Source organism: Parvibaculum sp. MBR-TMA-1.3b-4.2 (assembly GCF_053628815.1).
In genome coordinates this window covers 40,345-64,175 of sequence record NZ_JBRJHC010000001.1, presented here as the reverse complement: position 1 = coordinate 64,175, position 23,831 = coordinate 40,345, and the positions used below count along the sequence as shown (strand labels likewise).

The window sequence follows — 23,831 nt, the reverse complement described above, 5'->3', positions numbered from 1 at the left end:
GCGGCTATTCTGCCCCTCGCAAACGACAACCGGATTTTGAGTCTCCGCCATGCGGATCGGCATCGACCTCGGAGGAACGAAGATCGAAGGCATCGTTCTCGATGCCGGGAGAAAAGTGCGCGCAAGACGGCGCATCCCCTCACCCCGAGGCGATTATGACGACACGCTGAGCGCCATTTGCGGCATGGTTGAGCATCTCGAAACCGAATGCGGCGCGACCTGCTCCGTCGGCATCGGCATGCCCGGCGCGATCTCGCCTGCCAGCGGGCTTGTGAAAAACGCCAATTCGACCTGGCTCAACGGCCGGCCCTTCGGACCCGACCTCGAAGACCGGCTGGGCCGCGAGGTTCGCCTCGCCAATGATGCCGATTGCTTTGCGCTTTCCGAAGCGAAGGACGGCGCGGGCGCCGGCTGCCGAACCGTGTTCGGCGTCATCATCGGCACCGGCACGGGCGGCGGCATCGTGCATGACGGCAGGCTTCTCTCCGGCCCCAATGCGATTGCCGGGGAATGGGGCCACAACCCCCTGCCCTGGCCCCACGAAGACGAACGGCCCGGACCTCCCTGTTATTGCGGCAAGCAAGGCTGCATCGAAACATGGACAAGCGGCCCCGGCCTTGCCGCCGCCTTCGAGCGCGAGACGGGCCGCACGGCAACGGCGGAAGAGATCGCCGGCGCGGCGCAGGCAGGCGACCCGGACGCCACCGACGCGATCCGCCGTTATGCCGACCGCCTCGCCCGTGCGCTGGCATCCGTCGTCAATGTTCTCGATCCCGACATGGTGGTGCTGGGCGGCGGCATGTCGAATATCGGCGCGCTTTACACGCTGCTGCCCGAGCTTCTGCCGGCTTATGTGTTTTCCGATACGGTACGTACACGGATCGAGTGCCATCGCCATGGAGATGCCTCCGGCGGGCGCGGCGCGGCATGGCTCTGGCCGGAAGATCAAACACCATGACAGCGGACACCGAAAGAGAGGAAGAAAAGGAAGAGCGCACGCCCGGTTTCTGCCGGGACTGCTTCACGCCGCTGGAAGGCCGCGTCACCCGCTGTCCGGCCTGCAATCGGCCGCGTCTCGTCTGGCATGACGAGATCCATGCGCTTTCCATCGCGCATATGGATTGCGACGCCTTCTATGCGGCGGTCGAGAAACGCGATAACCCGGAGCTGCGCGACAAGCCGCTCATCATCGGCGGCGGACAGCGCGGCGTCGTCTCCACAGCCTGCTACATCGCGCGTATTCGCGGCGTTCGGTCAGCCATGCCCATGTTCAAGGCAAAAGCCCTCTGCCCCGATGCCGTGGTGCTGAAGCCCGACATGGCGAAATATGCCGCTGTCGCCAAGGAAGTCCGCGCGCTGATGCGCGACCTGACTCCTCTCGTGGAGCCGGTCTCCATCGACGAGGCCTTTCTCGACCTCTCCGGCACCGAACGCCTTCACCATGCGAGCCCGGCGATCAGCGCGGCAAAGCTGGTGAAGCGGATCGAAACCGATATCGGCATCACGGCCTCGATCGGCCTCAGCCACAACAAGTTCCTTGCCAAGATGGCCTCGGACCTCGACAAGCCGCGCGGCTTCTCCGTGATCGGCAAGGTGGAGACCATCGCCTTCCTCGCGGAAAAGCCCGTCTCGATGATCTGGGGCGTCGGCAAATCGCTCAATGCGAAGCTCTCCGCGCAGGGGATCACCCATATCGGCCAGCTTCAGCATATGGAAGAAAACGACCTGATGGCCCGATACGGCGTCATGGGCCGCAGGCTCTGGCGGCTGTCGCGCGGGCAGGATGCGCGCATCGTCGAGCCATCGCATGAGACGAAAAGCATTTCGACCGAGGTCACGTTCCAGACCGACATTTCATTGAAGGCCGAACTCGACCGCACATTGTGGAAGCTCTGCGAGAAGGTTTCCGCGCGCGCCAAGGAAGCCGGGCTTGCCGGATCGACCATCGTCCTGAAACTCAAGACGGGCGATTTCAAGTCGCGCACCCGCAACCTGACGCTGCACGACCCCACCCAGCTTGCCGACCGCATCTATCGCGCGGCCTCGCCGATGCTTGCGCGCGAAGCGGACGGAACCCCGTTCCGCCTCATCGGCATAGGCATTTCCCAGCTCACCGACGGCGATCTGGCCGACCCGCCCGACATGCTCGACCCCGGTTCCATGCGCCGGGCGGATGCTGAACGCGCGATGGACAAGCTGCGCGCCAAATTCGGGAAGGACGCCATCATCTCCGGACGAACGCTACCGAAAAAATAGGTCAGCAGCTCCCCGGCGAGAAATATTCCAATCCCACAAGGTGCCCGGCAAGCGACATATCCGGATAGTCGAGTTCCAGTTTCGTCACCACGCCATTGGGGAAGAGCCGAAACGCCATCTGGAATTCCGGTTCGCTGTCGCCCGGCCCGTCCTCGAAATAGGCGACCCGCATCGGCCAGGCCTTCATCCCCGTAAGCTGCTTGCCCGCTTCCGCGTTCAGGATCTTGACCCGCCGGGCTTCCTTGCCGGGCGGAACGGGCTTGCCGATGAAAGCGGTGGAAAGCGTCGCCTTCTCTTCCGCCCCGTCGAACACTTTCTGCGCGACGATTTTTTCGCCAGCCTGCGCGGCGTCGATCAGCGCGATATTCGCCGAGGCAGGAAACAGAACCGCGCCGGAAAGCGGCACGGACGGCTTGCCGTCAATAGCAATCGACGCCTCATCCGCCGCCGGATCGCTCCTGACGCGCCCGCTCACCTTTTCCGAACGCTGGCCGTTGAAATAGGTCAGGCGTTCATAACGGAAACTCTTGCCGTCAAGCGCCTCCCAGGTGCTCAGGCGGACATCGTTGCGCGAAAGCCCTTCGTCGGAGCGCATATCGGTAACGACCCGCTGGAGCGAGGTATAGCCGTCGCAGGACGGCCCGCCCCGCCACTCCACCACCATACGTCCGGAGACGTTGGCGATATCGCTCATCGTGTCGGCCTTGAGCAGCGAAAGGTCGTAAATCGCCCGATGCATCTGCAAAGGCGCGGCCCCGGCCCCGTGACCCAGGCCCGCAAGCCCCGCCGCGACCAGGGCGGCAACGAAAAGAAAGCGTCTGACGTGCATGAATCTCAATCCCGCAAGAGCCCGGGGCCTTGCCCCGGCGCAGCCTGAGAGCCTACACCAATCATCTATGGTTTGCAGATCGCGGATGGAACAATGGCTCGCCCGACAATTCTCATCACCCGGAAATGGCCCGATCGGGCACAAGCCCGCGCCGCCGACAGCTATGAAGTCCGCCTCAACGAGGACGATCGGCTGATAACGACCGACGAGCTAGTCCGTGCCGCCCAAGGCTGCGACGCCCTCTTGCCCACGGTGACCGACAGGCTCGACGCGGCCGCCATAAACGCCCTGCCCGCCTCGATAAAAATAATCGCCACCGCCTCGGTCGGCTATGACCATATCGACATCGCCGCCGCACAAGCACGCGGCATCGCCGTCACCAACACGCCGGATGTGCTGACCGAGGCAACCGCCGAAATCGCCATCCTGCTGATGCTGGGCGCGGCGCGCGGCGCCACCGTGGCGGAACGCATGCTTCGACAGGGCGAATGGAAGAGCTGGTCGCCCACCGGCATGCTGGGCATCGAGGTCAGCGGCAAACGCATGGCGATCCTCGGCATGGGGCGCATCGGCAAATCGGTGGCGCGCAAGGCCCGTGCCTTCGGCATGGAAATCCACTACCACAACCGCCGCCCGCTCGACCCCGGCGAGGCCGAGGGCGCCATCTTCCATGAAACGGCGGACTCGCTTTTCAAGGTCGCAGACGTTCTCTCGATCAACTGCGCCTCCACGCCCGAAACACGCGGGCTGGTGAATGCGGACCGCCTCGCCCTGTTACCGGACGATGCGGTGCTGGTGAACACGGCGCGCGGCGACATTGTGGATGACGAGGCGTTGATCGCGGGATTGAAGACCGGACGACCGGCGGCGGCGGGCCTCGATGTTTTCAACAACGAACCGAATTTCCACCGGGGATATCTCGAGCTGGGCAATGTCTTCCTGTTGCCCCATCTCGGCAGCGCGACACTGAGCACCCGAACCGCCATGGCCGAACGCGCGCTCGACAATCTCGACGCCTTCTTCAAGGAAAACAAGCCGGGCGATCTCGTGACCGCCTGACGGACAGAGAGATCGACCGGCCTGTATCGAGATTTAACCCGCGGCGTGAGGCGTTCCGCGCCCGGATCCCTGTATCCCGGCGTACGCCGCTATCTTTTGCAGCGCCACGAGCCCCGCCAGCGCGAGTACGTTCACAGCGAACATTTCCCGCATGATCTCGCCTGTAAAGGCACCGAAGCCCGATTGCATGGCGAGTGCCATCATATAAAGCACCGCCTCATATGCGAGAAAGGCCGCTATCAGTCCAAGCGCCGCAGAGCCGAGGCCGCCGAAGCGCGAGATGACGGATCGTGCCTGGAAGACGGTGAGCGTCGCCAACAGAGCCGCCGCACCGATCGCAGCGCCCCAAAGAAACGTGCTCGTCGCAAGAGGATAGCCGAGAAGGCCGAAACCGACGGCCTGATTGACACCCCACGCCGCACCGACAAGCAGCAATGCGTCGCGGCGGTTCATATTCAAGGCGGCGACTGTTGCCAGTGCCGCAAACGGTATCGCGCAGGTGAACACATAGCTCAGCCCCACGCTCGCCGCGCCAAGGACACCGAACAGAATCCATTGCCGGTTATCATTCATCTTTAAGTCTTCCTTTCCGCCCCACCCGGGCTCTCGTCGGGGGAATGCATGAAGGCCTGAAAGGAAAACGGATGGCACCGCCTGCCGTCAGCCTTCGGGGCACCCCGCCCGAGGAATGAACATCATCTTGATTACGGCAGGTCTCCTGGCTCACGGATCGATGCGATGGCCCGCCTTCCCGATGCGTCGGCATCAGTGGCAAATCATGGGCAATCACTTACCGCTTACAGTTGCGGGGGCAGCTCCGGCCTTGTCTAGAAAAACGCACCGGATTCCCTTGTCCCGCCATGAGGCGGAACGCCGTAACGTCCCGAGAGTGGCGATCCATACGCGCGTGTCAAGGAAACAACTTCCCAGCAAGACGAACCATACCCGGCAGCAATTGCCTGCCTACCGAAACCTTGCCGACACTTTTCCGCAGAAAACCGCGTGTTTCACCCTTGGCAAGCTGCTTGCTTCCTACCGTTCAGGCTGAAATCCAGGACTGGTCCCGTGGCAACGGTACGAGGGACCTGATTGGGGGTACACAAAGATGGCACGAACAAATCATCTGGGGGCGATGGGAAGCTATGCGGCGCCCGAAGTCGTGGCCGAAAGATCCGATTCACTGACCGCGCGCTTTCACGACATGATGTCGGCAAGCCCCTCCAGCGGCGCAGACCGCCATCTGATGGAACGCGCGCTTGCCTATGCGCGGGAAGCGGAAAACCGCATTATGGAGCTCAATGAGCGCGTCCACCGGCTGGAAGCGCTGAGCCAGACCGACGAACTGACCGGCCTTCTCAACCGGCGCGGCTTCCAGGACATCCTTCACCGCAATCTGATGAGCGCGGCGCGCTATCACGAAACCGGCGTCCTCGCCTTTATCGACCTTGACGGCTTCAAGGCGGTGAATGACGAACACGGCCATGCGGCAGGCGATGAAGTTCTGCGCGCGGTGGGGGCCTATCTCAAGCGAAGCGTCCGCGCGACCGACTTCGCCGCGCGTCTGGGTGGCGACGAATTCGCCCTGATCTTCGTGCGCGCCGACATCCGCCCCGCCAGAGAGCGCGCCCGCGACATCGTGCGCGGCATCAACTCACTGAAGGCTGTCTATTCGAACCTCGAACTGCCGGTCAGGGCTAGTCTTGGCACGGCGACCTATCATGGCGAAACGGACGGTCACGACCTCATGGACCGCGCAGACCGCGCCATGTACCGCGCCAAGAAACAGCGCCCGCGCATCGTGCCCTTCACCATGCACGAGTAACGCAAAACGCCGGCCTTACGGCTTTCCGTGATGCGCGGATATCGGATGATAGAGCTCCGGCCGCCTGTCGCGGAAAAGGCCCCAGCCGACGCGGCGCTTGCGTATTTCGTCCAGGTCGAATGTCGCCGTGATGACTTCCTGCTTGTCGCGGCTGGCCTCGGCCACGATCTCGCCGGTCGGACCGGCCAGGAAAGACGAGCCGTAAAACGTCAGCTCGCATTCCTCGCCGACTTCCTTCCCGATACGATTCGACGCCACCAGCGGCACGATATTCGCCGCTGCATGGCCCTGCATGACACGCTGCCAGTGATCGCGCGAGTCGATGGGCGGCGCCGGCGGCGGTTCCGAACCGATCGCCGTGGGATAGAAGAGCGCCTCCGCCCCCTGCACCGCCATGGAGCGGGCCGACTCCGGAAACCACTGATCCCAGCAGATCGCCGCGCCGAACCGCCCATAGGCCGTATCCCAGACCTTGAAGCCGGTATCGCCGGGCGAGAAATAATATTTCTCCTGATAGCCCGGCCCGTCCGGAATATGGCTCTTGCGATAAAGGCCCAGCACCTCGCCGTCCGCGTCGATCATCACCAGCGAATTGAAATGGGCATGATGCGCGCGCTCGAAAAAGGAAAGCGGCAGGACGACCTTCAGTTCCTTTGCCAGCTCCTGCATGCGCTTGATGAGCTCATGCTCCATCGCCTCGGCGGCAAGCTCGAAATGCTCCGGCTTCTGGTCTACGCAGAAATAGGGGGTCTCGAAAAGTTCCTGCAGGAGGATCGCCTGAGCGCCCTTTTCCGCCGCTTCCCGCACCAGCGAGACCGCGCGGTCGACATTTTCGTCCCGCGCCCATGTGCAGGCCATCTGTGTGGCCGCGAATGTAACTTCCCGCATGGCGCATCATCCTTGAATGGCATCCGTTATGATTGGAAATATAAGCTTTCGACACCGCTCTGCACAGGCGTCATCTTGGCGAACAGCCCTCGCCGGGCCGGGGCGGTTTCGCTATAAAGGCGGTCGGTGCCAACACGCGATAAAGGGAGAATGACATGGCTGGACAGATCGAGACACGGCTCAAGGAACTCGGGATCGACCTGCCCAAGGCGTCTGCGCCCGCCGGCAGCTATGTGCCCTTCGTCATCACCGGCAATCAGGTGTTCATTTCCGGACAAGGGCCCGTCGGGCCGAACGGACTTGAATATATCGGCAAGGTCGGCGCCGACCATACCGCCGAGGACGCAGCCAAATCGGCCCGCCTGACAGCCCTCAACGTGATCGCCCAGCTCAAGGAAGCCTGTGGCGGCGATCTCGACCGGGTGACGCGCATCGTGAAGCTGACCGGCTTCGTCAACTGCACGCCCGATTTCGACCAGCACCCCACCGTCATCAACGGTGCCTCCGACCTGCTGGTGGAAATCTTCGGCGACAAGGGCCGCCATGCCCGCTCCGCCGTGGGCATGATGAGCCTCCCCTTCCAGATGACGACCGAGATCGAGGCGGTGGTGGAGATCGCCTGATCGTGATCGACCTTGCCATAACGGGATTTTGCGTCCGCGTGCCGGTCGTTTAGATTCAGGGCATGGGTGACGCGGAACAAGCCATTATCAGAGCAGTGAACAGCCTGTCGGAGGTCGATCCGGCGGCATGGGACGCCTGCGCCAATCCGCCCGACGAGCCCTATAACCCGTTTCTGCGCCATGCCTTCCTCTCCGCGCTGGAGGAAAGCGGCTCCGCCACGCGCGCAACCGGCTGGATGCCCTACCACCTGCTGCTCGAAGACGGCGCGGGCAACGTGGCCGGCGCCATGCCCATGTATCTGAAGAGCCATAGCCGGGGCGAATATGTCTTCGACTATGGCTGGGCGGACGCCTTCGAGCGCGCCGGCGGCAGCTACTATCCCAAATTGCAGGTGTCCATCCCCTTCACGCCCGTGACGGGGCGGCGGCTTCTGGTGCCGCCGGGCCCGACCATGAACGCCTCCCGGGACGCGCTGATCGCAGGCGGCATCGAGATCGGCAACCGTCTCGGCACCTCGTCATTGCACATGACCTTCCTCACCGAAGAGGAATGGGACTATCTGGGCGACCGGGGCCTGCTGCAACGCACCGACCAGCAATTCCACTGGCACAATCGCGGCTATGACGGCTTTGACGACTTCCTGGCGGACCTGTCCTCGCGCAAGCGCAAGAACATCCGCAAGGAACGGGAGCGCGCGCTGGAAAACGGCATCGAAATCGAATGGGTGACGGGCAGCGACCTGACGGAGGACCACTGGGACGCGTTCTATATGTTCTATATGGATACGGGCGCGCGCAAATGGGGTTCGCCCTATCTCACCCGTTCCTTCTTCAGCATCGTCAATGAACGCATGCCCGAAGACATTCTGCTCATCATGGCAAAGCGCGACGGCCGCTACATCGCCGGTGCGCTGAACCTGATCGGCTCCGACGCACTCTACGGACGCAACTGGGGGGCGGTGGAGCACCACCCCTTCCTGCATTTCGAGTGCTGCTACTATCAGGCGATCGACTTCGCCATCGACAGGGGGCTGAAGCGGGTCGAGGCCGGCGCGCAGGGCGAACACAAGCTCGCCCGGGGTTACGTCCCCTCGCGCACCCACAGCGCGCACTGGATCGCCAATGAAAGCTTCCGAAACGCGGTCGGCGAATATCTGGAGCGCGAGCGCCAATATGTCGAGCACGACATCGAAACGCTTGGCGAATACGCCCCCTTTCGGCACGATAACGACGCAATGCAACGCGAAGAGGACGACTTCTGATCCATGGCCTATGACAAGAACAATATTTTCGCGAAAATCCTTCGTGGCGAGGCGCCCTGCTTCAAGGTCTATGAAGACGACATGACCTTTGCCTTTATGGATGTCATGCCTCAGACCGAAGGCCACACGCTGGTCATCCCGAAATATGAGGCGGAAAACCTCTTCGACCTCGATGCCGATTATGCGGCCGCCATGGCGAAGACGACGAAGAAGATCGCCGCGGCGGTGAAGAAGGCCTTCGACGCGCCGGGGATCATGATTGCACAGCTCAACGGCGCGCCCGCCGGGCAAACCGTGTTCCACATCCATACGCATATCATTCCGCGTGCGGAAGGGATCGACCTGAAACTTCATGCGCGCCAGATGGCCGATACGAATGTTCTGAAACAACATGCCGAACGCGTGATCGCCGCTCTCGACTGAGACCGGCTTTCGCGGGGGCTGCGGATAATAAGAAGACCGCGGTACGTGGGGGAAAGATGAAGACGATGAGAAGAACGGCATTGGCCGTCGGCGTAACGGCCATGTCGGCCCTGCTGCTAACCGCCTGCGACGAAAACAAGGATACGCCCGCCCAGCGCTATTCGCTGGAAGAAGTGACCGGCCCCTCGCCCTTTCACGGCATTCATGGGATCACCGTCGAAAAGGACGGCACCATGCTGGCGGGCAGCGTGATCGGCCGCAGCATCTACAAGGTCGATCCGGAAACGGGCGCCACCTCCGTCTATGAAGGCCCACCCAAAGGCATGGCAGACGATCTGGAACAGGGCCCGGACGGCACGCTCGCATGGACCGCCTTCATCGACGGCAAGATCTACGCCCGCAAACCCGACGGCACAGTAACGATGCTCGCCAAAGGCCTGCCCGGCATCAACTCCATCGCCTGGACCGATGACGGACGCCTTTTCGCAACGCAGGTCTTTCTGGGCGACGCGCTGTACGAGATCGACCCTACCGGCAAGAAACCGCCGCGCAAGATCATGGAAGGCATGGGCGGCCTGAACGGTTTCGATTTCGGACCGGACGGAAAACTTTATGGACCGCTCTGGGACAAGGGCGAGATCGCCCGTGTCGACGTGGACAAGGCCACGCTCGATGTCGTCGCCACCGGCTTCGGCATTCCCGCCGCAGCCAATTTCAGCCCGGACGGAAAACTCTACGCCGTCGATACGCAGCGCGGCGAAGTCGTGCGCGTCGATCCCGCGGACGGATCGAAAGAGATCGTGGCGAAAGTGAAACCGTCCATCGACAACCTCGCCTTCGACAATGGCGGCAATCTCTTTATCACCAACATGGCAGACAATGCCGTCATCGCGGTGGATACCAGGTCGGGGAAATCCCGGACCGTCGTTTCCGGGCCGCTGGCCCTCGCAGGCGGCATCGCGCGCGCCAATGAAGGCGGCGAGGATGTGCTTTATATCGCCGACGGATTCGCCTTCCGGAAACTTCACCTCGCCAGCGGACGGATGGAAGAAATCGCCCGGATGTGGAGCGGCAATATCGACTACCCGCTCAACGTCGCCGTCGCCAACGGCCATGTCACCGTGGCCGGGCTCACCTCCGGCGCCGTGCAGGTCTTCGATCAGGAAGCTGGTAAATCCATTGCTCTTATGCACGGGTTCATCACGCCGAGTTCCGCCATTGCCATGACGGATGGCCGTATCGTCGTCGCCGAATATGCCAAGGGCCGCCTTCTCATGGTGGATCCGGAACATTCCGACGCACGCACCGAGATCGTCACCGGCCTCGAAGGCCCCGAAAACATGATGGCAACGGGCGACGGCTCCATCTATGTGAGCGAGACCGATGGCGGCGTCATTTCGCGCATCGACCCTGAAACCGGGAAGCGAACCGTACTGGTCGCCGACCTCGATGCCCCCGAAGGCTTCGACATCGCACCGGACGGCAAGCTCATCATTGCCGAGGTCGGGGCGAAACGCATCGTCGCCGTCGATCCGGAAAGCGGCACCAAAGAGGTTTTGCGCGACGACCTGCCCATCGGCCTCAAAGGTCCCGCTGAAGTGCCGTCATCCTATGTTCCGACCGGCGTGTCGGTGGGGCCCGAGGGCGACATCTATTTCTCGTCCGATATCGACGCCCGGATCTTCCGGCTGACGGAGACCGGCGCGAGCTGACGGTCAGGGAGGAGACAAAGACGATCCGGCTTGCCGCTTGTCTTTGCCTCCTCACCCCCGCTGCGTTCGCCGCCGCACCCGGGCAATAAAAAAACCCCGGCAGTCGCCTGCCGGGGTTCGGTATCTTGAAGGCCGAAAGCCTCAGCCCATCTTGAAGACGCAGATCTTGTTGCCGTCCGGGTCGCGGAAATAGGCGCCATAGAAGGTCGGCATCCGCTCGCCCGGCGCGCCCTCGTCCGGCGCGCCCAGTTCCATCGCCTTGGCGTGTACCTTGTCGACCGACTCGCGGTCGGGCATGGCCAGCGCCACCATATTGCCGTTGCCGGGCTTGGCTTCCTGCTGGTCGTAAGGCACGAACACCCCCAGCATGGGCCCCTGACCGGTACCCCAGAAGGTATAGCGATCACTCTCCATGAGCTCCTTCGCACCCATCTCGGCCATCAGCGGCTCGTAAAACGCCTTGGACCGCGCGCGGTCGTTCGTGCCTACCGTTACATATCCGATCATCGGAAATCTCTCCCTGGAGGTCTGTTCTTGTTTACGGCTGCGAGGACATTACGGGGCGAAGCTGGACCTCGCCTTTACTCCCCAATGTCCGTCCTGAAGGGTCACGACGTAAATCGAGTCGTAATGCCCTATGACGCTGCCATCGGCACGATAACGCACAAAACGCGTATCGAAATGCACTTTGTCGTGACCGGCATGAATAACCTCGCGCCGCTCCCAGCCAGAGCGCGCCCAGTCCACGCCGAGCCCCTTTTCGAACATGTCGCGGGGATGCCAGCCGGGTTTGTCGATGATGACGAGCTTGCCCGAGGCGATGCGCACGCTCGGATAGTTGAGCGTCGCCTCCCACGCCTCCACATCGCCGGCATTGAAGGCAGCCATGAAGTCGGTGAGACATTTCATGGCACCCGCGATGCTTTCCTCGTATTCACTCAATCTTTCCTCCCCCTTTTCGGTCCGGTGTCTCGGTTTCCACTCTGCGGTCGCCAGACTATGAAAAAGGCCGCCGGAGAGAAATCTCCTCGGCGGCCTTTCCATATTTCCCGCTAGGCGCGATCACTCGGTGAGCAGCGGAACCTTCGGCACGCTGCCGCCGCCGGAATCGCCCGACCCCGTATCGCTCGGACCGGAATCGTCGGACCTGCCGCCGCCCTTCTTCTGGCCGGGCTTGCGCTTGGGTGCGCTGGCCTTGGGCGGGGTTTCCTCGATGTCGAAGGACAGTTCGTCCTTCTCGGCATCGACCCCGACCTTGACGTGGCCGCCCTTGATGAGCCGCCCGAAGAGAACCTCATCCGCCAGCGGCTTCTTGATGCTCTCCTGGATGACGCGGGCAAGCGGCCTTGCGCCCATCTGCTCGTCATAGCCGCGATTGGCCAGCCATTTGTTGGCTTCCGGCATCAGCTCGATGGTGACGTTGCGGTCGGCAAGCTGCGCCTCGAGCTGCATGACGAACTTTTCGACGACCTGCGCGATGACGGCTTCCGGCAGCTGGCCGAAGGGGATCACCGCGTCGAGACGGTTGCGGAACTCCGGCGTGAAGAGACGCTTGATCGCATCCTCATCCTCGCCTTCCCGCTTGGCCCGCCCGAAACCGATGGCGTTCTTGGCGGCTTCCGACGCGCCCGCATTGGTGGTCATGATGAGCACTACATTGCGGAAGTCGATCTTCTTGCCGTTGTGGTCGGTCAGCTTCCCGTGATCCATCACCTGCAACAGGATGTTGAAGAGATCGGGATGCGCCTTCTCGATTTCGTCGAGCAGCAGCACGCAATGCGGATGCTGGTCCACGCCATCGGTCAGGAGACCGCCCTGGTCGAAACCGACATAGCCGGGCGGCGCGCCGATGAGACGCGACACGGTATGCCGCTCCATATATTCCGACATGTCGAAGCGCAGCATCTCCACGCCCATGATGGATGCAAGCTGGCGCGCCACTTCGGTTTTGCCGACGCCGGTGGGGCCGGAGAAGAGATAGGAGCCGATGGGCTTCTCGCCGTCGCGCAGGCCTGCGCGAGCAAGCTTGATCGAAGCGGCCAGTGCATCGATGGCATTATCCTGCCCGAACACCACGCGCTTCAGCTCGGTATCGAGATCGCGCAGCTTCTCCGTATCGTTCTTCGACACGGATTTCGGCGGAATGCGCGCCATGGTCGAAATCACGGCCTCGATCTCGTTCACACCGATGGTCTTCTTGCGGCGCGATTCCGGCAGCAGCATCTGCGAGGCGCCCGCCTCGTCGATCACGTCGATCGCCTTGTCGGGCAGCTTGCGGTCATGCATGTATTTGGACGACAGCTCCACCGCCGTCTTGATGGCGTCGTTGGTGTAGCGGATCTTGTGGAAGGTCTCGAAATAGGGCTTGAGACCCTTCAGGATCTTGATCGAGTCCGCCACGCTCGGTTCCGCCACATCGATCTTCTGGAAGCGGCGGACAAGCGCCCGATCCTTCTCGAAGTGCTGGCGGTATTCCTTATAGGTTGTGGACCCGATGCAGCGTAGCGTGCCGCTGGCAAGCGCCGGCTTCAACAGGTTCGAGGCATCCATCGCCCCGCCGCTCGTCGCACCAGCGCCGATGACGGTGTGGATTTCGTCGATGAACATCACCGCGCCTGGATAGGCCTCAATCTCCTTGATGACCGCCTTGATGCGCTCCTCGAAATCGCCGCGATAGCGCGTGCCCGCCAGGAGCGTGCCCATATCGAGCGAGAAGATGGTCGCGTCCTTCAGCACATCCGGCACATCGCCCTCGGCAATGCGTTTGGCAAGGCCTTCCGCGATCGCCGTCTTGCCGACGCCCGGATCGCCCACGAAGAGCGGATTGTTCTTCGACCGGCGGCAAAGGATCTGGATGGTGCGCTCGACCTCGCGCTCACGGCCGATCAGCGGATCGACCTTGCCGGCCTTTGCCTTCTCGTTGAGGTTCACGCAATAGGCGTCCAGCGCCTCGGTCGAGGAGCGTTCCTTGCCGTTGCGCTGGCGTTCGCCCTCTTCCGCCTGCTCGCCCGAGCCCGTGACGGGACGGGTTTCGTTCATGTCGGCGCGCTTGGCGATGCCGTGGCTGATGTAATTCACGGCGTCATAGCGCGTCATGTCCTGCTCCTGCAGGAAATAGGCGGCATGGCTCTCGCGCTCGGCAAACATGGCGACGAGCACATTGGCGCCGGTCACCTCTTCGCGTCCCGACGACTGCACATGAATGACCGCGCGCTGGATGACGCGTTGGAAACCCGCCGTCGGTTTGGCGTCGTCGCCATCCTCGATCACCAGGCTGGAAAGTTCGTTATCGACGTAATTGGTGAGCTGCTGGCGGATGAGGTCGACATCGACATTGCAGGCCCGCATGACGGCGGCTGCGTCCTGATCGTCCACCAACGCCAGCAGGAGATGTTCCAGCGTCGCATATTCGTGACTGCGATCATTCGCTAGGGCGAGCGCTCGGTGAAGGCCATCTTCGAGACTACGAGAAAATGTCGGCACTTTTAGACCTTCCCTTCTGCTGAGGCGCCTCCCGGACGCTCAACGCTACATGCAAAAACGCTACTCTCTCTCCATCGTGCATTGCAACGGATGCTGATGCTGCCGCGCGAAGTCCATCACTTGCGTCACTTTCGTCTCGGCCACCTCATAGGTGTAGAGACCGCAGACGCCCACCCCGTGCTGATGCACATGGAGCATGATCTTCATGGCCTCTTCAGGCCCCTTGTTGAAAAACCGCTCCAGAATATGAACGACGAACTCCATGGGAGTGTAATCGTCATTCAACAGTAAAACTTTGTAGAGCGAGGGTTTTTTGGTTTTGGGCTTCGTGCGGGTAACGACGCCCGTTCCGGCATCCCCGTCATCATCGTCCGGCCTGTTATCGTCAGACATTCTCTCGCCTGACGCTTTTTCGTAGGACATTGCCCTTACCCGCGCCCTTACCTGCCAGTCACTCACCGCCGGCTGCATCAGTTTGCTCCTTAACCGGCCGACCCCGTAAATGTTGCGGAATACTCGACGCTTGCGCAAAGCACCCCGACAACCGGTTCCTGGTTCCTATTACATAGGCGAACGCCGGGAAATTCAAAGGCCGATTGGCTTTATCCCCAGCAAATCAGCCCGGAACGGTGCGGCGCAAGCCCCGGGCGGCGCGATTTACCGCTTGCGCGGAAGATCCTTTCCCCATGAAACGGGAATCCCTCCCCCGGGACGCTATGGGAAAGGTTTTCATTTTTCTTTTACATGCCTCCCCGGCGGCTCTTACCCGCGACACCCGCCTTCTTGAGGATTTACGGTAAATAGCGAAGGAAAAGGCTGCTCGAATCTGCCGGTTAAGAAAAGAGTAACCAAGTTAACCATCGGGTAACATTTCGCCCTTACCCTTGGAACAAGCCTGTAAGTGCCGAAGAATCTGGGATTATCCGGCATCGGATACCGCGCGGGGCTTTCCTCGCCTGTGTTTCTTCGGCTACAGTATTCAGGGGAAGTAACGAGGGGCGACCCATAGGGGGGCGGCTCTCGAGTCGGGGTCATGGGTCATGCGCGTATCAGCGAGCGAAGCACCGGAGTCCGAAGCTGAGAAGCTCGGCGCGAACGAAACGATTCGGCGCCGCTTGCTGCCCAATATTGCCCTGTCCCTTCTCATCCTCTGCGCGATCGCCCTCTCGGGCACCTACGCCGGCACCGCGCAGGCGGCCCCCAAGCAATCCGCCATCGTGATCGACGCCTTCAGCGGCAAGGTGCTCTATTCGAGCCATGCCGATGCGAAGCGCTACCCTGCCTCGCTGACCAAGATCATGACGCTCTACATCCTCTTCGAGAAAATGAAGAAGGGCGATATCGAGCTGAACGACCGCGTCGTCTTCTCCCGGCATGCCGCCGGCATGGCGCCGTCCAGGCTGGGCATCAAGCCGGGTCGCAGCATTTCGGTGGAATCCGCCATCCTCGCCCTCGTCACCAAATCGGCGAACGATGTGGCCGCCGCCGTAGGCGAAAAGATCGCGGGCACGGAGTATGAGTTCGCCAAGCTGATGACCAAGACGGCGCATCGGCTCGGCATGAAGAACACCACCTACAAAAATGCTTCCGGTCTGCCCAACCGCTACCAGCGGACGACGGCGCGCGACCAGGCAACCCTCGCCAAGCGCATGCGCCTCGATTTCCCGCAATATTATCACTTCTTCAGCCGCAAATATTTCGCCTATAACGGCCGCCGCTACAAGAACCACAACAACCTGCTGACCAAGTACCATTATCGCGGCACGACGGGCATCAAGACCGGCTACACGCGCGCTTCGGGCTTCAACCTGACGGCCACGATCGAGCGCGATGATCGCTATGTCATCGCCGTGGTGATGGGCGGCAAGACCTCCAAGGCCCGCGACCGGCGCATGATGGGCCTTCTGGACCGCTTTGTGCCGCGCGCCGTCGCGTGGGCGGACGGGAACACCCGCCTCGCCTCTGCCATGGTCAAGAACATCCCTCAGCCGATTGCCCGCCCGGTGAACCTTGTCAGCAACGAGGACCGCATGCAGCTTGCCTCGCTGCTTGAAGAAGACGACAGCGCGGATCCGGATGAGGAGACCTACGCAGACAATACCATCCTCCCGCTACCCGACCCGGAACTCGCATCCGCGCAGACCGAGAAGGATAGTGGTGAGAAATCGCTCGAGGACGTCAAATCCTTCGCCGTGGCCGCCTATCGCAAAGCCAAGGGCCCTGTCGCCAAGGCCGGCGAAAGCCTGGGCAGCATGCTCGTGACCCCCGCCCATGCCAGCACCGGCGAGCAGCCCCGCGCACCGGTCGTCAAGCAGACGGCGGGCGTTATCGCTGCGGAACAGAACTGGCAAGCGGGCGCGCCGCTCATCCCGGAAGGCACCTGGGTCATCCAGATCGGCGCCTATTCCAACCAGTCGGATGCCGTGCAAAGCATTCGCCGCGCCATTCGCGCCGCGCCGGACCAGCTCGACGCCGCCGTACCTGTGACGATCCCCGTGCGCACGGCGGACAACCGCACGCTTTACCGCTCGCGTTTCGGTGGTTTCGACGGTGAGAAATCGGCCAGCACGGCCTGCGGACGCCTTTCGCGTCAGAACATTTCCTGCGTTGCCATTCCGCCGTCCAACTGGTCGCTGCCCGCGGGCATAAGGACGGCGCGCAACGATCGGGGCTGATCAGCCCGAGGCCGCAGCGGCGCGCAGATTCTCCGACGAACCGCCATCCCCTTTTTCTCCGATCGGCAATTCGAGCATATCGAACAGAGCTCTGATCTCTGCACGCGCCGCGACATGGCTCATCGACAGCTGCTGGTCCACCCCGCCATCGCGCAGGTCCAGCAAGGTCAGGCCGGAGGGAAACATCTCACGGAAGATCACACGCTCGCCGAACCCCGGCGCAAGGCGAAACCCGATACGCTCGGTAAGCGTTTCGAGCACGGCTTCCACGCGGCGTTTGTTCTTGGCATCGACATGCGACAGGCGGTTTCGCATCACCACCCAGTCGATCTGACCGCCATCCTTCATCGCGCGCCGCTTGCGGCTTTCCCAGACCATTTCACTGTAAACGCTCGGCCCCTTGAGCTGATAGGTCTGCGGATCCACGCGTCCCAACAGGTCGAAATCGACGAAACTGTCATTCATCGGCGTGATCAGCGTGTCGGCAACGGCATGGCCTGCGCGCGACAGGTAGTTATCCGTACCCGGAGAATCGATGACGATAAAATCGCATGTACTCGCCAGCTCCCCGAAAGCCGCGTCGAAAGCCGCCTGTTCTTCCGCCTGCGCGTCGGCCACGGTGGCCGCCTTGGAGCGGTCGATCACGCGATGATCCGGCATGGCAAGCTTCACGCCATTGGCATCGCACCAGGCCTTGCGGTTTTCCACATAACGGGTAAGCGAGCGTTGGCGGCTGTCGAGGTCGATGGACCCGACGCGCATGCCTTCATGAAGCAGACTCGCAATGACATGCATGGCGGTGGTGGTCTTGCCCGACCCGCCCTTCTCATTGCCTAGAACAATGACATGGGCGGCATTCCGCCCTTCGCTCTGGCTCATTCGCCCCCGCAAACGCCACATAAATGGGAATCGATTACCGGAGTTTGCGAGCGCCGGGCACCGCTCGTCAACTTGTTGCGGAGCGGGACGCCCAAGCCCGTGCGCTTCCGTTCGGAAACGGCACAAACACGTGGTTTTCTATTTGGGATGACCGGGGATATAGCGCCCGTCCGCATCATGATGCCCCGGTACATAGCCTTGCGATTTCTCGCCCGGTGCAAGCGGCGGCAAAGGCGGCCCCTCTTCGTACCGGCCGCGGACATAACCGCCATATTTGCTCGGATGCCCCGGAATGTAATTCTTGCGCGGCTTCACTTCCGGTGCCGTCGAGGATTTGGTTTCGGGCATCGGATAGTTTGGCGAGGCAGCCGATCCGGGCTTCCCGCCCGACATCAGATCGACCGCATGGGCCGGCACCGCCGGAAGGGCGAGCGAGACAAGAACGGCAAGACTGGTCGCGATTTTGGACATCACCAATATGTAGTCCGTTTTCCCCCGATTGGAAGCGGCCCAACGGTCGCATGCCGGATATGCCTTATCCCGCGCGCCCAAGGCCCAACGCCATTGAACGAAGCGCGGGGCCTGCCTATTGTCCGGCAGAACTCACAGCCTTTCGGGGAATACGAATATGGCGCTCGACACGAACAGCTACGCCCTGCCCGTCGCCCGCTCGATAGAAGACCTTCGCGCCGCGGTTGCCGGTTGGGTCATGAAGGGCGAGACGGTCGCGCTCGTCCCGACCATGGGGGCGCTCCATGCAGGCCATCTGTCGCTGGTGGATCTCGCCCGCGAAAAGGCCGACCATGTCGTCGTCTCGATCTTCGTAAACCCGACCCAATTCGCACCGCATGAGGACCTCGACGCCTATCCCCGTCAGGAAGTAGCGGACGCGAACGCGCTGGCCGACAAGGCCTCGCTCATTTTCGCGCCCACGGCGCAGGAAATGTATCCGGAAGGCTTTTCCACCACGGTCAGCGTTTTCGGCGTCTCCGAACCGCTGGAAGGCAGCTTCCGCCCCACCCATTTCGCAGGCGTCGCCACCATCGTCTCCAAGCTGCTGCTGGCCGCGCTGCCCGACATCGCCATTTTCGGCGAGAAGGACTGGCAGCAGCTCATGGTCATCCGCCGCATGGTGCGCGATCTCAATATTCCGGTGGAAATCCTCGGCGGCCCCATCATGCGCGAGGCGGACGGCCTCGCCATGTCCTCGCGCAACGTCTATCTCTCGCCGGAAGAACGCAGGATTGCGGGCGAACTGAACGTCATCCTGCGTGAGACGGCAAAAATGGCCGCCAGCGGCACGCCCGTTTCACAGGCGGTAAAGGAAGGCGGAGAGCGCATTCTCACCGCCGGCTTCGACACGCTGGACTATCTGGAAATCCGTCACGCCGCGTCGCTGGCCCCCTTCGAGGACGACAAGACGCATGGCGATGCGCGCATCCTCGTCGCCGCCAAAATCGGCCGCACACGCCTGATCGACAATATGCCGGTATAAGCCGCCTCAGTAGCGTCCGGGCGACCGCGCATCCGCAAGCCAGCCGCGGGCAACGAAAAGCTCATAGAGCGCCGCACAAACGGCAAAGACGAAGAAGCCGGGCAGGATCACGTCGCTGAGGAAATGATCGCCCTGTATGACGCGCACCATGCCCACCGCAAAGCCCGCGACCATGGAAAGAGCGAACAGGCAGCGCCGCAAGGGCGGAAATGCCAGGAAGGCAAAGGCGAACAGGTAATAGCCCATCGCCGCATGGCCGGAGACGAAGGAGCAATTCTTCACGCACTGGTTGGAAATGACCCAGACCGGCGTGAACTGATCCGCGCCGCCGAACTCCACGATCTGATGCGGCCGTGCCCGGCCCCATTCGTTCTTGAAGATCGTATTGACCACAAGGCCCGGCCCCAGCGCCATGCAAAGCGCAAGATAGACGAGCTTTGCCGTCGACACGCTATGGGCGATCCCCTTGATGAAGCCCCAGACTTCCCGCCAGACACCCTTGACCGCACGCAATGCGCCCGCGCCCATGCGGAAGATGAGCGAGGCATCCACCGCTGCCCCGACGCGGCGCTCGATCCGCCGCGACGCGGCCCCGGCAGGCGACGCCGCATAGCGCGACCGCAAACGCGGCACCCAGGCCACGATAAGCCGGACCAGAAGGCTGCCCAGCAGGAAGATGGAAAGCCAGCGCGTGACGAAATGGATGCCCTCATAGACGAAGCGCATCGGCGCTGCGTCACGCCAGAAAAAGCCGCTTTCAGGCGAATAGAAGAGGCCCGACACCCAGATATCCACATCAGGGAACATCAGGAAGAAGAGCGACACGAGGACGAACCAGCGGATGGGATTTTTATAGCGCTGCATGGGCTTTGAAGGCGGGCGTTAAATCAGCGCGCAATATGGCACAGGGCGGTTAAGCGAACCATTCGGGAATGGCGGTTTCCGCTGGAAATGCACTCAGAGAAGCCCCAGCTCCTCCAGCTCCCGCCGCATTTCCTCCGGCATTTCCTCCACATCCCCGCCCGTGGCGGCGTCCCGGGGCGCATCGGCGGCTTCCAGATAGCGCCAGCCCTGAAACGGGCGCTTCTCGCGGCGCTGGGTCAGCACGATCTCCGGGTCGAGGACGAGGCGGCAGCGCCGGGTTCCCTCCCCGTCCACAAAGGGCTCGATATCAAGAAGCGTCTGCCGGCAGCGGATGACGCCCTTCATCACCCAATAGAGCGAGCCGCCATCCAGCAGCTCGTCGGCCCGCTTGGGCACCATGCGCGTCACATGGGCGAGAACGGGGTCCTCGCCACGTGCCTTCTTGTCGGCGAGCCGCGCCGCCTGCCAGCCGCGCAGATCGTCCACGTCTTCGGCGCCGACGCATAGTTTCAAGAGGTGAAGGGTCATGGCGCCCGATTATGCCTTTCGGCGCGAAAGCCGCAACCGAGGACATGGTTCAAAGATGCGTCTTGAACCACTCCCTCTGCACCGGTGCGGACATCTTGAAGTTCTCCCCGGTATAGGCCTCGAAATGCTTACAGGGGATCGACAGAAACTTCTTCGGTTCCAGCGCCTCCTCATAGGCCTTCGCCGTGAGGTCGTAGGGCGTCAGATGATCTCCCGTCGCCGCGATGAGCAGCAAGGGCGTCGGCGAGATGCGTGGAACATAGACGCCCGGCTCATATTCCGTGAAAAGCTCGACGGAATGCATCGTCACGTCGTTTTCCCATTTGCTCTCATTCGACTTTGCGAACTCGGTAAAGAACTCATAGGTATCCGGCGTCGGCAATACGGCGGGTTCTCCTTCGGGCGCGGCCACCGGCATGCGCGCGCCCGGCTCGCCACGCATACGCGCCGCCCTGTCCGCCTCGAAACCGGCGCGCAGCATCGCCCAGTGATCGCCACGGATAAGCCGGCGCGCGGACTCCAGTCCGGCCACCAGAGGCACCTGCGAGACGACGCATTTGACGCGCCGGTCGATCGCGCCGACGACCAGCACATGCGCGCCGGAATAGCTCGACCCCCAGATGCCGATGCGATCCGCATCGACCTCGTCCATGGATTGCGCATGGGTGATCGCATCGCGATAGCCGTCGATCTGCTGGCGCGGATCGATATGTCCGCGTGGCGAGCCATCGCTATCGCCCAGATTACGGTGATCGTAGACGAGCGTGGAAATCCCCTCCCCCGCGAAGAACTCAGCGAAATCGCCGAGATACATTTCCTTCACGGCGGAAAAGCCATGCGCCATCACGACGATGGGCGCAGGGCCCTTCGTTCCTTTGCCCTGGTAGAACCAGCCGCGAAGTGTCACGCCGTCTTCGGTCTTAAATTCGATATCGCGCCGCATTGTTTTCTCCCTCCCGGTTTTTCTTAAACCTCAACATGGAGAGAGCGGCCTGTCACCCGTCTTTTCGGGCGGGTCTATTCTTCCTCGAAGGTGACAAGCACCGCGCCGCCGTCCACCTGATCGCCCTCGCCCGCATTGACCGAGGCGACCACGCCGTCAGACGCGGCGGAAAGCGTCTGCTCCATCTTCATGGCTTCCAGCACGACAAGCGCGGAACCCTTCTTCACACGGTCGCCGGGCTTTACCGCCACCTGAATGACCTTGCCCGGCATGGGCGCCGTCACCGCGCCGGTACCACCCTCCGCCGCATCGTCAGCCTCCAGCGCGTCATGCGGATCGAAACCGTAGGATGCACCTTCATGGATCAGGACAAAGCCTTTCGCCTGCGCGACGAACCCGGCGCGGAGACGGCGCGTGCCGACTGTCGCCAGCAAGGCGCCATCCGCCGAAAGCGTGCCGGACGCGACAAGCGCCTCCCCGCCTTCGGGCTGAATGCGCCAGCCCTCACCCGAGGGCTCCACGCCCACCATCAGCGTATCGCCGTCGCATTCGAGCCTCAGCACCTCGCGGCGATGGCCGCCCAGTACGAAGGAATCATTCGCCGCCCAGGGCGAATGAGGTTCCGCGGTTTCGAGCTGCCGCGCGCACTGCCGCTCATCCCGCGCCAGCAAATGCCCAAGCGCGGCCAGCGCAATCACCTCGGCCGGTGCAGGGCCCTTCGGCACGAGGTCCGAGATATGGCGGTCGATGAAACCCGTATCGAGATGCGCCGCGCGGAAGGCTTCCGAGGACATGACGCGCTCCAGAAAGCGCAGATTCGTTTTGGGGCCCGCAACCTCCATCTGTCTCAGGAAGTTCGCAAGCGCGCCGATGGCCTGATGACGGTCTGCCCCATGCGCGATGATCTTGCCGATCATCGGATCGTAGAACATCGTTACTTCGTCGCCTTCGCGCACGCCCATGTCGGTGCGGATCTCGGGCCGGTTCTGCGGCATGCGCAGCCGAACGAGACGACCCGTGGACGGGAAGAAGCTCTTGGCCGGATCTTCGGCATAAAGACGCGCTTCCACCGCATGGCCGTTGAGCGGAATTTCGTCCTGCGCCAGCGGCAGCGGCTCGCCCGCCGCGACACGGAGCTGCCATTCGACAAGATCCTGCCCGGTGATCGCCTCCGTTACGGGATGCTCCACCTGAAGCCGCGTATTCATCTCCATGAAGAAGAAACGATCCTTGGAGAGACCGTTGGAGCCGTCAGCAATGAACTCGATCGTTCCCGCCCCGCGATAGCCGATGGCAAGCGCGGCCTTCACCGCCGCATCGCTCATCGCATCGCGCATGTCGGACGGCATGCCCGGCGCGGGCGCTTCCTCGATCACCTTCTGGTGGCGGCGCTGAAGCGAGCAGTCGCGCTCCCAGAGCGACACCACATTGCCGTGACCGTCCGCGAAGACCTGCACCTCGATATGACGCGGGCTCGTCACGAATTTCTCGATCAGCACACGTTCATCACTAAACGCGGAACTCGCCTCGCGCTGTGCGGACTTCAAAGCCTTTGCGAAATCGTCGGCTGCATCCACGCGGCGCATGCCCTTGCCGCCGCCGCCCGCAACCGCCTTGATAAGCACCGGATAGCCGATGCGCTCCGCTTCGCCCGCGAGAAATTCCGGGTCCTGATTGTCGCCGTGATAGCCGGGCACGACAGGCACGTCCGCCTTTTCCATCAGCGCCTTGGCGGCGTCCTTGAGTCCCATGGCGCGGATTGCCTCCGCCGGCGGCCCGACGAAGATAATGCCCGCTTCCGCACAAGCCTCGGCGAAGGCTGCGTTCTCCGACAGAAAGCCGTAGCCCGGATGGATCGCCTCCGCGCCGGTGAGCTTCGCTGCCTCGATGATCTTTTCAGGACGAAGATAACTCTCCGCCGCCGCGGCGGGACCGATATGCACGGCCTCGTCGGCTTCCGCCACATGATAGGCATTCGCGTCGGCATCCGAATAGACCGCTATGGTACGCAGGCCCATCGCCCGCGCGGTGCGGATGACACGGACAGCGATTTCGCCGCGATTGGCGATGAGAAGAGACTTGAACATGGA

The 23,831-nt window shown here is 62.4% G+C and carries 23 protein-coding genes and 1 riboswitch; of the genes, 10 read left to right on the top strand and 13 right to left on the bottom strand.

What is annotated here, in order from left to right; translation table 11 throughout:
* The first annotated feature begins 49 nt into the window (after positions 1 to 49).
* Positions 50 to 958 (top strand): ROK family protein, encoded by a 909-nt coding sequence (locus ACSSVQ_RS00380; RefSeq protein WP_454180365.1) that lies wholly within the window; start codon positions 50 to 52, stop codon positions 956 to 958.
* On the top strand, positions 955 to 2,256 hold the full coding sequence (locus ACSSVQ_RS00375) for a DNA polymerase IV (protein ID WP_454180364.1): 1,302 nt from the start codon (positions 955 to 957) through the stop codon (positions 2,254 to 2,256). The genes ACSSVQ_RS00380 and ACSSVQ_RS00375 overlap by 4 nt, the downstream gene beginning before the upstream one ends.
* Before the next feature lies 1 nt (position 2,257).
* Here the strand turns inward: ACSSVQ_RS00375 and ACSSVQ_RS00370 are convergent, their stop codons facing one another.
* A complete protein-coding gene (locus tag ACSSVQ_RS00370) occupies positions 2,258 to 3,085 on the bottom strand; it encodes an EipB family protein (protein ID WP_454180363.1) in 828 nt (275 codons plus the stop codon).
* Positions 3,086 to 3,178: 93 nt separating this feature from the next.
* On the opposite strand from ACSSVQ_RS00370, the gene ACSSVQ_RS00365 reads away from it, so the two are divergent.
* Entirely contained in the window at positions 3,179 to 4,144 is a 966-nt protein-coding gene (locus ACSSVQ_RS00365; RefSeq protein WP_454180362.1) for a 2-hydroxyacid dehydrogenase, read from the top strand.
* A 33-nt stretch (positions 4,145 to 4,177) separates the two neighbouring features.
* On the opposite strand, the gene ACSSVQ_RS00360 is transcribed toward ACSSVQ_RS00365, so the two are convergent.
* Positions 4,178 to 4,717 (bottom strand): hypothetical protein, encoded by a 540-nt coding sequence (locus tag ACSSVQ_RS00360; RefSeq protein ID WP_454180361.1) that lies wholly within the window; start codon positions 4,715 to 4,717, stop codon positions 4,178 to 4,180.
* A 118-nt stretch (positions 4,718 to 4,835) separates the two neighbouring features.
* A riboswitch (cobalamin riboswitch) is annotated at positions 4,836 to 5,037 on the bottom strand.
* 212 nt (positions 5,038 to 5,249) lie between these two features.
* On the opposite strand from ACSSVQ_RS00360, the gene ACSSVQ_RS00355 reads away from it, so the two are divergent.
* Positions 5,250 to 5,966, top strand: coding sequence for a GGDEF domain-containing protein (locus tag ACSSVQ_RS00355; protein WP_454180360.1), 717 nt, complete (start codon positions 5,250 to 5,252; stop codon positions 5,964 to 5,966).
* Between the two features lie 15 nt (positions 5,967 to 5,981).
* On the opposite strand, the gene aguB is transcribed toward ACSSVQ_RS00355, so the two are convergent.
* On the bottom strand, positions 5,982 to 6,854 hold the full coding sequence (gene aguB / locus ACSSVQ_RS00350; protein ID WP_454180359.1) for an N-carbamoylputrescine amidase: 873 nt from the start codon (positions 6,852 to 6,854) through the stop codon (positions 5,982 to 5,984).
* A 155-nt stretch (positions 6,855 to 7,009) separates the two neighbouring features.
* Here aguB and ACSSVQ_RS00345 point away from each other — a divergent pair, with 155 nt between their 5' ends.
* The 4 genes from ACSSVQ_RS00345 to ACSSVQ_RS00330 all read left to right on the top strand — a co-directional run bounded on the left by ACSSVQ_RS00345 (position 7,010) and on the right by ACSSVQ_RS00330 (position 10,874).
* Positions 7,010 to 7,477: a RidA family protein gene (locus ACSSVQ_RS00345; RefSeq protein WP_454180358.1), complete on the top strand. Its 468-nt coding sequence runs from the start codon at positions 7,010 to 7,012 to the stop codon at positions 7,475 to 7,477.
* Positions 7,478 to 7,539: 62 nt separating this feature from the next.
* A complete protein-coding gene (locus ACSSVQ_RS00340; protein ID WP_454180357.1) occupies positions 7,540 to 8,739 on the top strand; it encodes a GNAT family N-acetyltransferase in 1,200 nt (399 codons plus the stop codon).
* A gap of 3 nt (positions 8,740 to 8,742) precedes the next feature.
* Positions 8,743 to 9,162: an HIT family protein gene (locus tag ACSSVQ_RS00335; RefSeq protein ID WP_293325440.1), complete on the top strand. Its 420-nt coding sequence runs from the start codon at positions 8,743 to 8,745 to the stop codon at positions 9,160 to 9,162.
* A gap of 65 nt (positions 9,163 to 9,227) precedes the next feature.
* Positions 9,228 to 10,874 (top strand): SMP-30/gluconolactonase/LRE family protein, encoded by a 1,647-nt coding sequence (locus ACSSVQ_RS00330; protein ID WP_454180356.1) that lies wholly within the window; start codon positions 9,228 to 9,230, stop codon positions 10,872 to 10,874.
* Positions 10,875 to 11,015: 141 nt separating this feature from the next.
* Here ACSSVQ_RS00330 and ACSSVQ_RS00325 read toward each other — a convergent pair whose 3' ends face one another.
* The 4 genes from ACSSVQ_RS00325 to clpS all read right to left on the bottom strand — a co-directional run bounded on the left by ACSSVQ_RS00325 (position 11,016) and on the right by clpS (position 14,750).
* Positions 11,016 to 11,381, bottom strand: a complete 366-nt coding sequence (locus tag ACSSVQ_RS00325; RefSeq protein WP_454180355.1) for a VOC family protein — start codon at positions 11,379 to 11,381, stop codon at positions 11,016 to 11,018.
* Positions 11,382 to 11,429: 48 nt separating this feature from the next.
* On the bottom strand, positions 11,430 to 11,816 hold the full coding sequence (locus ACSSVQ_RS00320) for a hypothetical protein (RefSeq protein WP_454180354.1): 387 nt from the start codon (positions 11,814 to 11,816) through the stop codon (positions 11,430 to 11,432).
* A gap of 120 nt (positions 11,817 to 11,936) precedes the next feature.
* The gene (gene clpA / locus ACSSVQ_RS00315; protein ID WP_454180353.1) at positions 11,937 to 14,357 is read right to left on the bottom strand and encodes an ATP-dependent Clp protease ATP-binding subunit ClpA; all 2,421 of its coding nucleotides are present in this window, start codon (positions 14,355 to 14,357) and stop codon (positions 11,937 to 11,939) included.
* 60 nt (positions 14,358 to 14,417) lie between these two features.
* Positions 14,418 to 14,750, bottom strand: a complete 333-nt coding sequence (clpS, locus tag ACSSVQ_RS00310; RefSeq protein WP_293325452.1) for an ATP-dependent Clp protease adapter ClpS — start codon at positions 14,748 to 14,750, stop codon at positions 14,418 to 14,420.
* A gap of 647 nt (positions 14,751 to 15,397) precedes the next feature.
* Here clpS and ACSSVQ_RS00305 point away from each other — a divergent pair.
* Positions 15,398 to 17,032 carry a D-alanyl-D-alanine carboxypeptidase gene (locus ACSSVQ_RS00305; RefSeq protein ID WP_293325455.1) on the top strand — a complete coding sequence of 545 codons (1,635 nt, stop codon included), beginning with the start codon at positions 15,398 to 15,400 and terminating at the stop codon, positions 17,030 to 17,032.
* Here the strand turns inward: ACSSVQ_RS00305 and ACSSVQ_RS00300 are convergent, their stop codons facing one another.
* Both ACSSVQ_RS00300 and ACSSVQ_RS00295 read right to left on the bottom strand, forming a co-directional pair.
* Positions 17,033 to 17,911, bottom strand: coding sequence for a division plane positioning ATPase MipZ (locus ACSSVQ_RS00300; protein ID WP_454180352.1), 879 nt, complete (start codon positions 17,909 to 17,911; stop codon positions 17,033 to 17,035).
* 138 nt (positions 17,912 to 18,049) lie between these two features.
* Positions 18,050 to 18,382, bottom strand: coding sequence for a hypothetical protein (locus ACSSVQ_RS00295; RefSeq protein WP_454180351.1), 333 nt, complete (start codon positions 18,380 to 18,382; stop codon positions 18,050 to 18,052).
* Between the two features lie 157 nt (positions 18,383 to 18,539).
* On the opposite strand from ACSSVQ_RS00295, the gene panC reads away from it, so the two are divergent.
* Complete coding sequence (gene panC / locus ACSSVQ_RS00290) at positions 18,540 to 19,406, top strand: pantoate--beta-alanine ligase (protein ID WP_454180350.1); 867 nt, start codon at positions 18,540 to 18,542, stop codon at positions 19,404 to 19,406.
* Positions 19,407 to 19,412: 6 nt separating this feature from the next.
* Here the strand turns inward: panC and ACSSVQ_RS00285 are convergent, their stop codons facing one another.
* The 4 genes from ACSSVQ_RS00285 to ACSSVQ_RS00270 all read right to left on the bottom strand — a co-directional run bounded on the left by ACSSVQ_RS00285 (position 19,413) and on the right by ACSSVQ_RS00270 (position 23,828).
* Positions 19,413 to 20,270, bottom strand: coding sequence for a phosphatase PAP2 family protein (locus ACSSVQ_RS00285; protein WP_454180349.1), 858 nt, complete (start codon positions 20,268 to 20,270; stop codon positions 19,413 to 19,415).
* A gap of 93 nt (positions 20,271 to 20,363) precedes the next feature.
* Positions 20,364 to 20,798: a DUF1489 family protein gene (locus ACSSVQ_RS00280; RefSeq protein ID WP_293325470.1), complete on the bottom strand. Its 435-nt coding sequence runs from the start codon at positions 20,796 to 20,798 to the stop codon at positions 20,364 to 20,366.
* A 49-nt stretch (positions 20,799 to 20,847) separates the two neighbouring features.
* Positions 20,848 to 21,741, bottom strand: coding sequence for an alpha/beta hydrolase (locus ACSSVQ_RS00275; protein ID WP_454180348.1), 894 nt, complete (start codon positions 21,739 to 21,741; stop codon positions 20,848 to 20,850).
* Between the two features lie 74 nt (positions 21,742 to 21,815).
* Positions 21,816 to 23,828 (bottom strand): acetyl/propionyl/methylcrotonyl-CoA carboxylase subunit alpha, encoded by a 2,013-nt coding sequence (locus ACSSVQ_RS00270; RefSeq protein WP_454180347.1) that lies wholly within the window; start codon positions 23,826 to 23,828, stop codon positions 21,816 to 21,818.
* Positions 23,829 to 23,831: the final 3 nt, after the last annotated feature.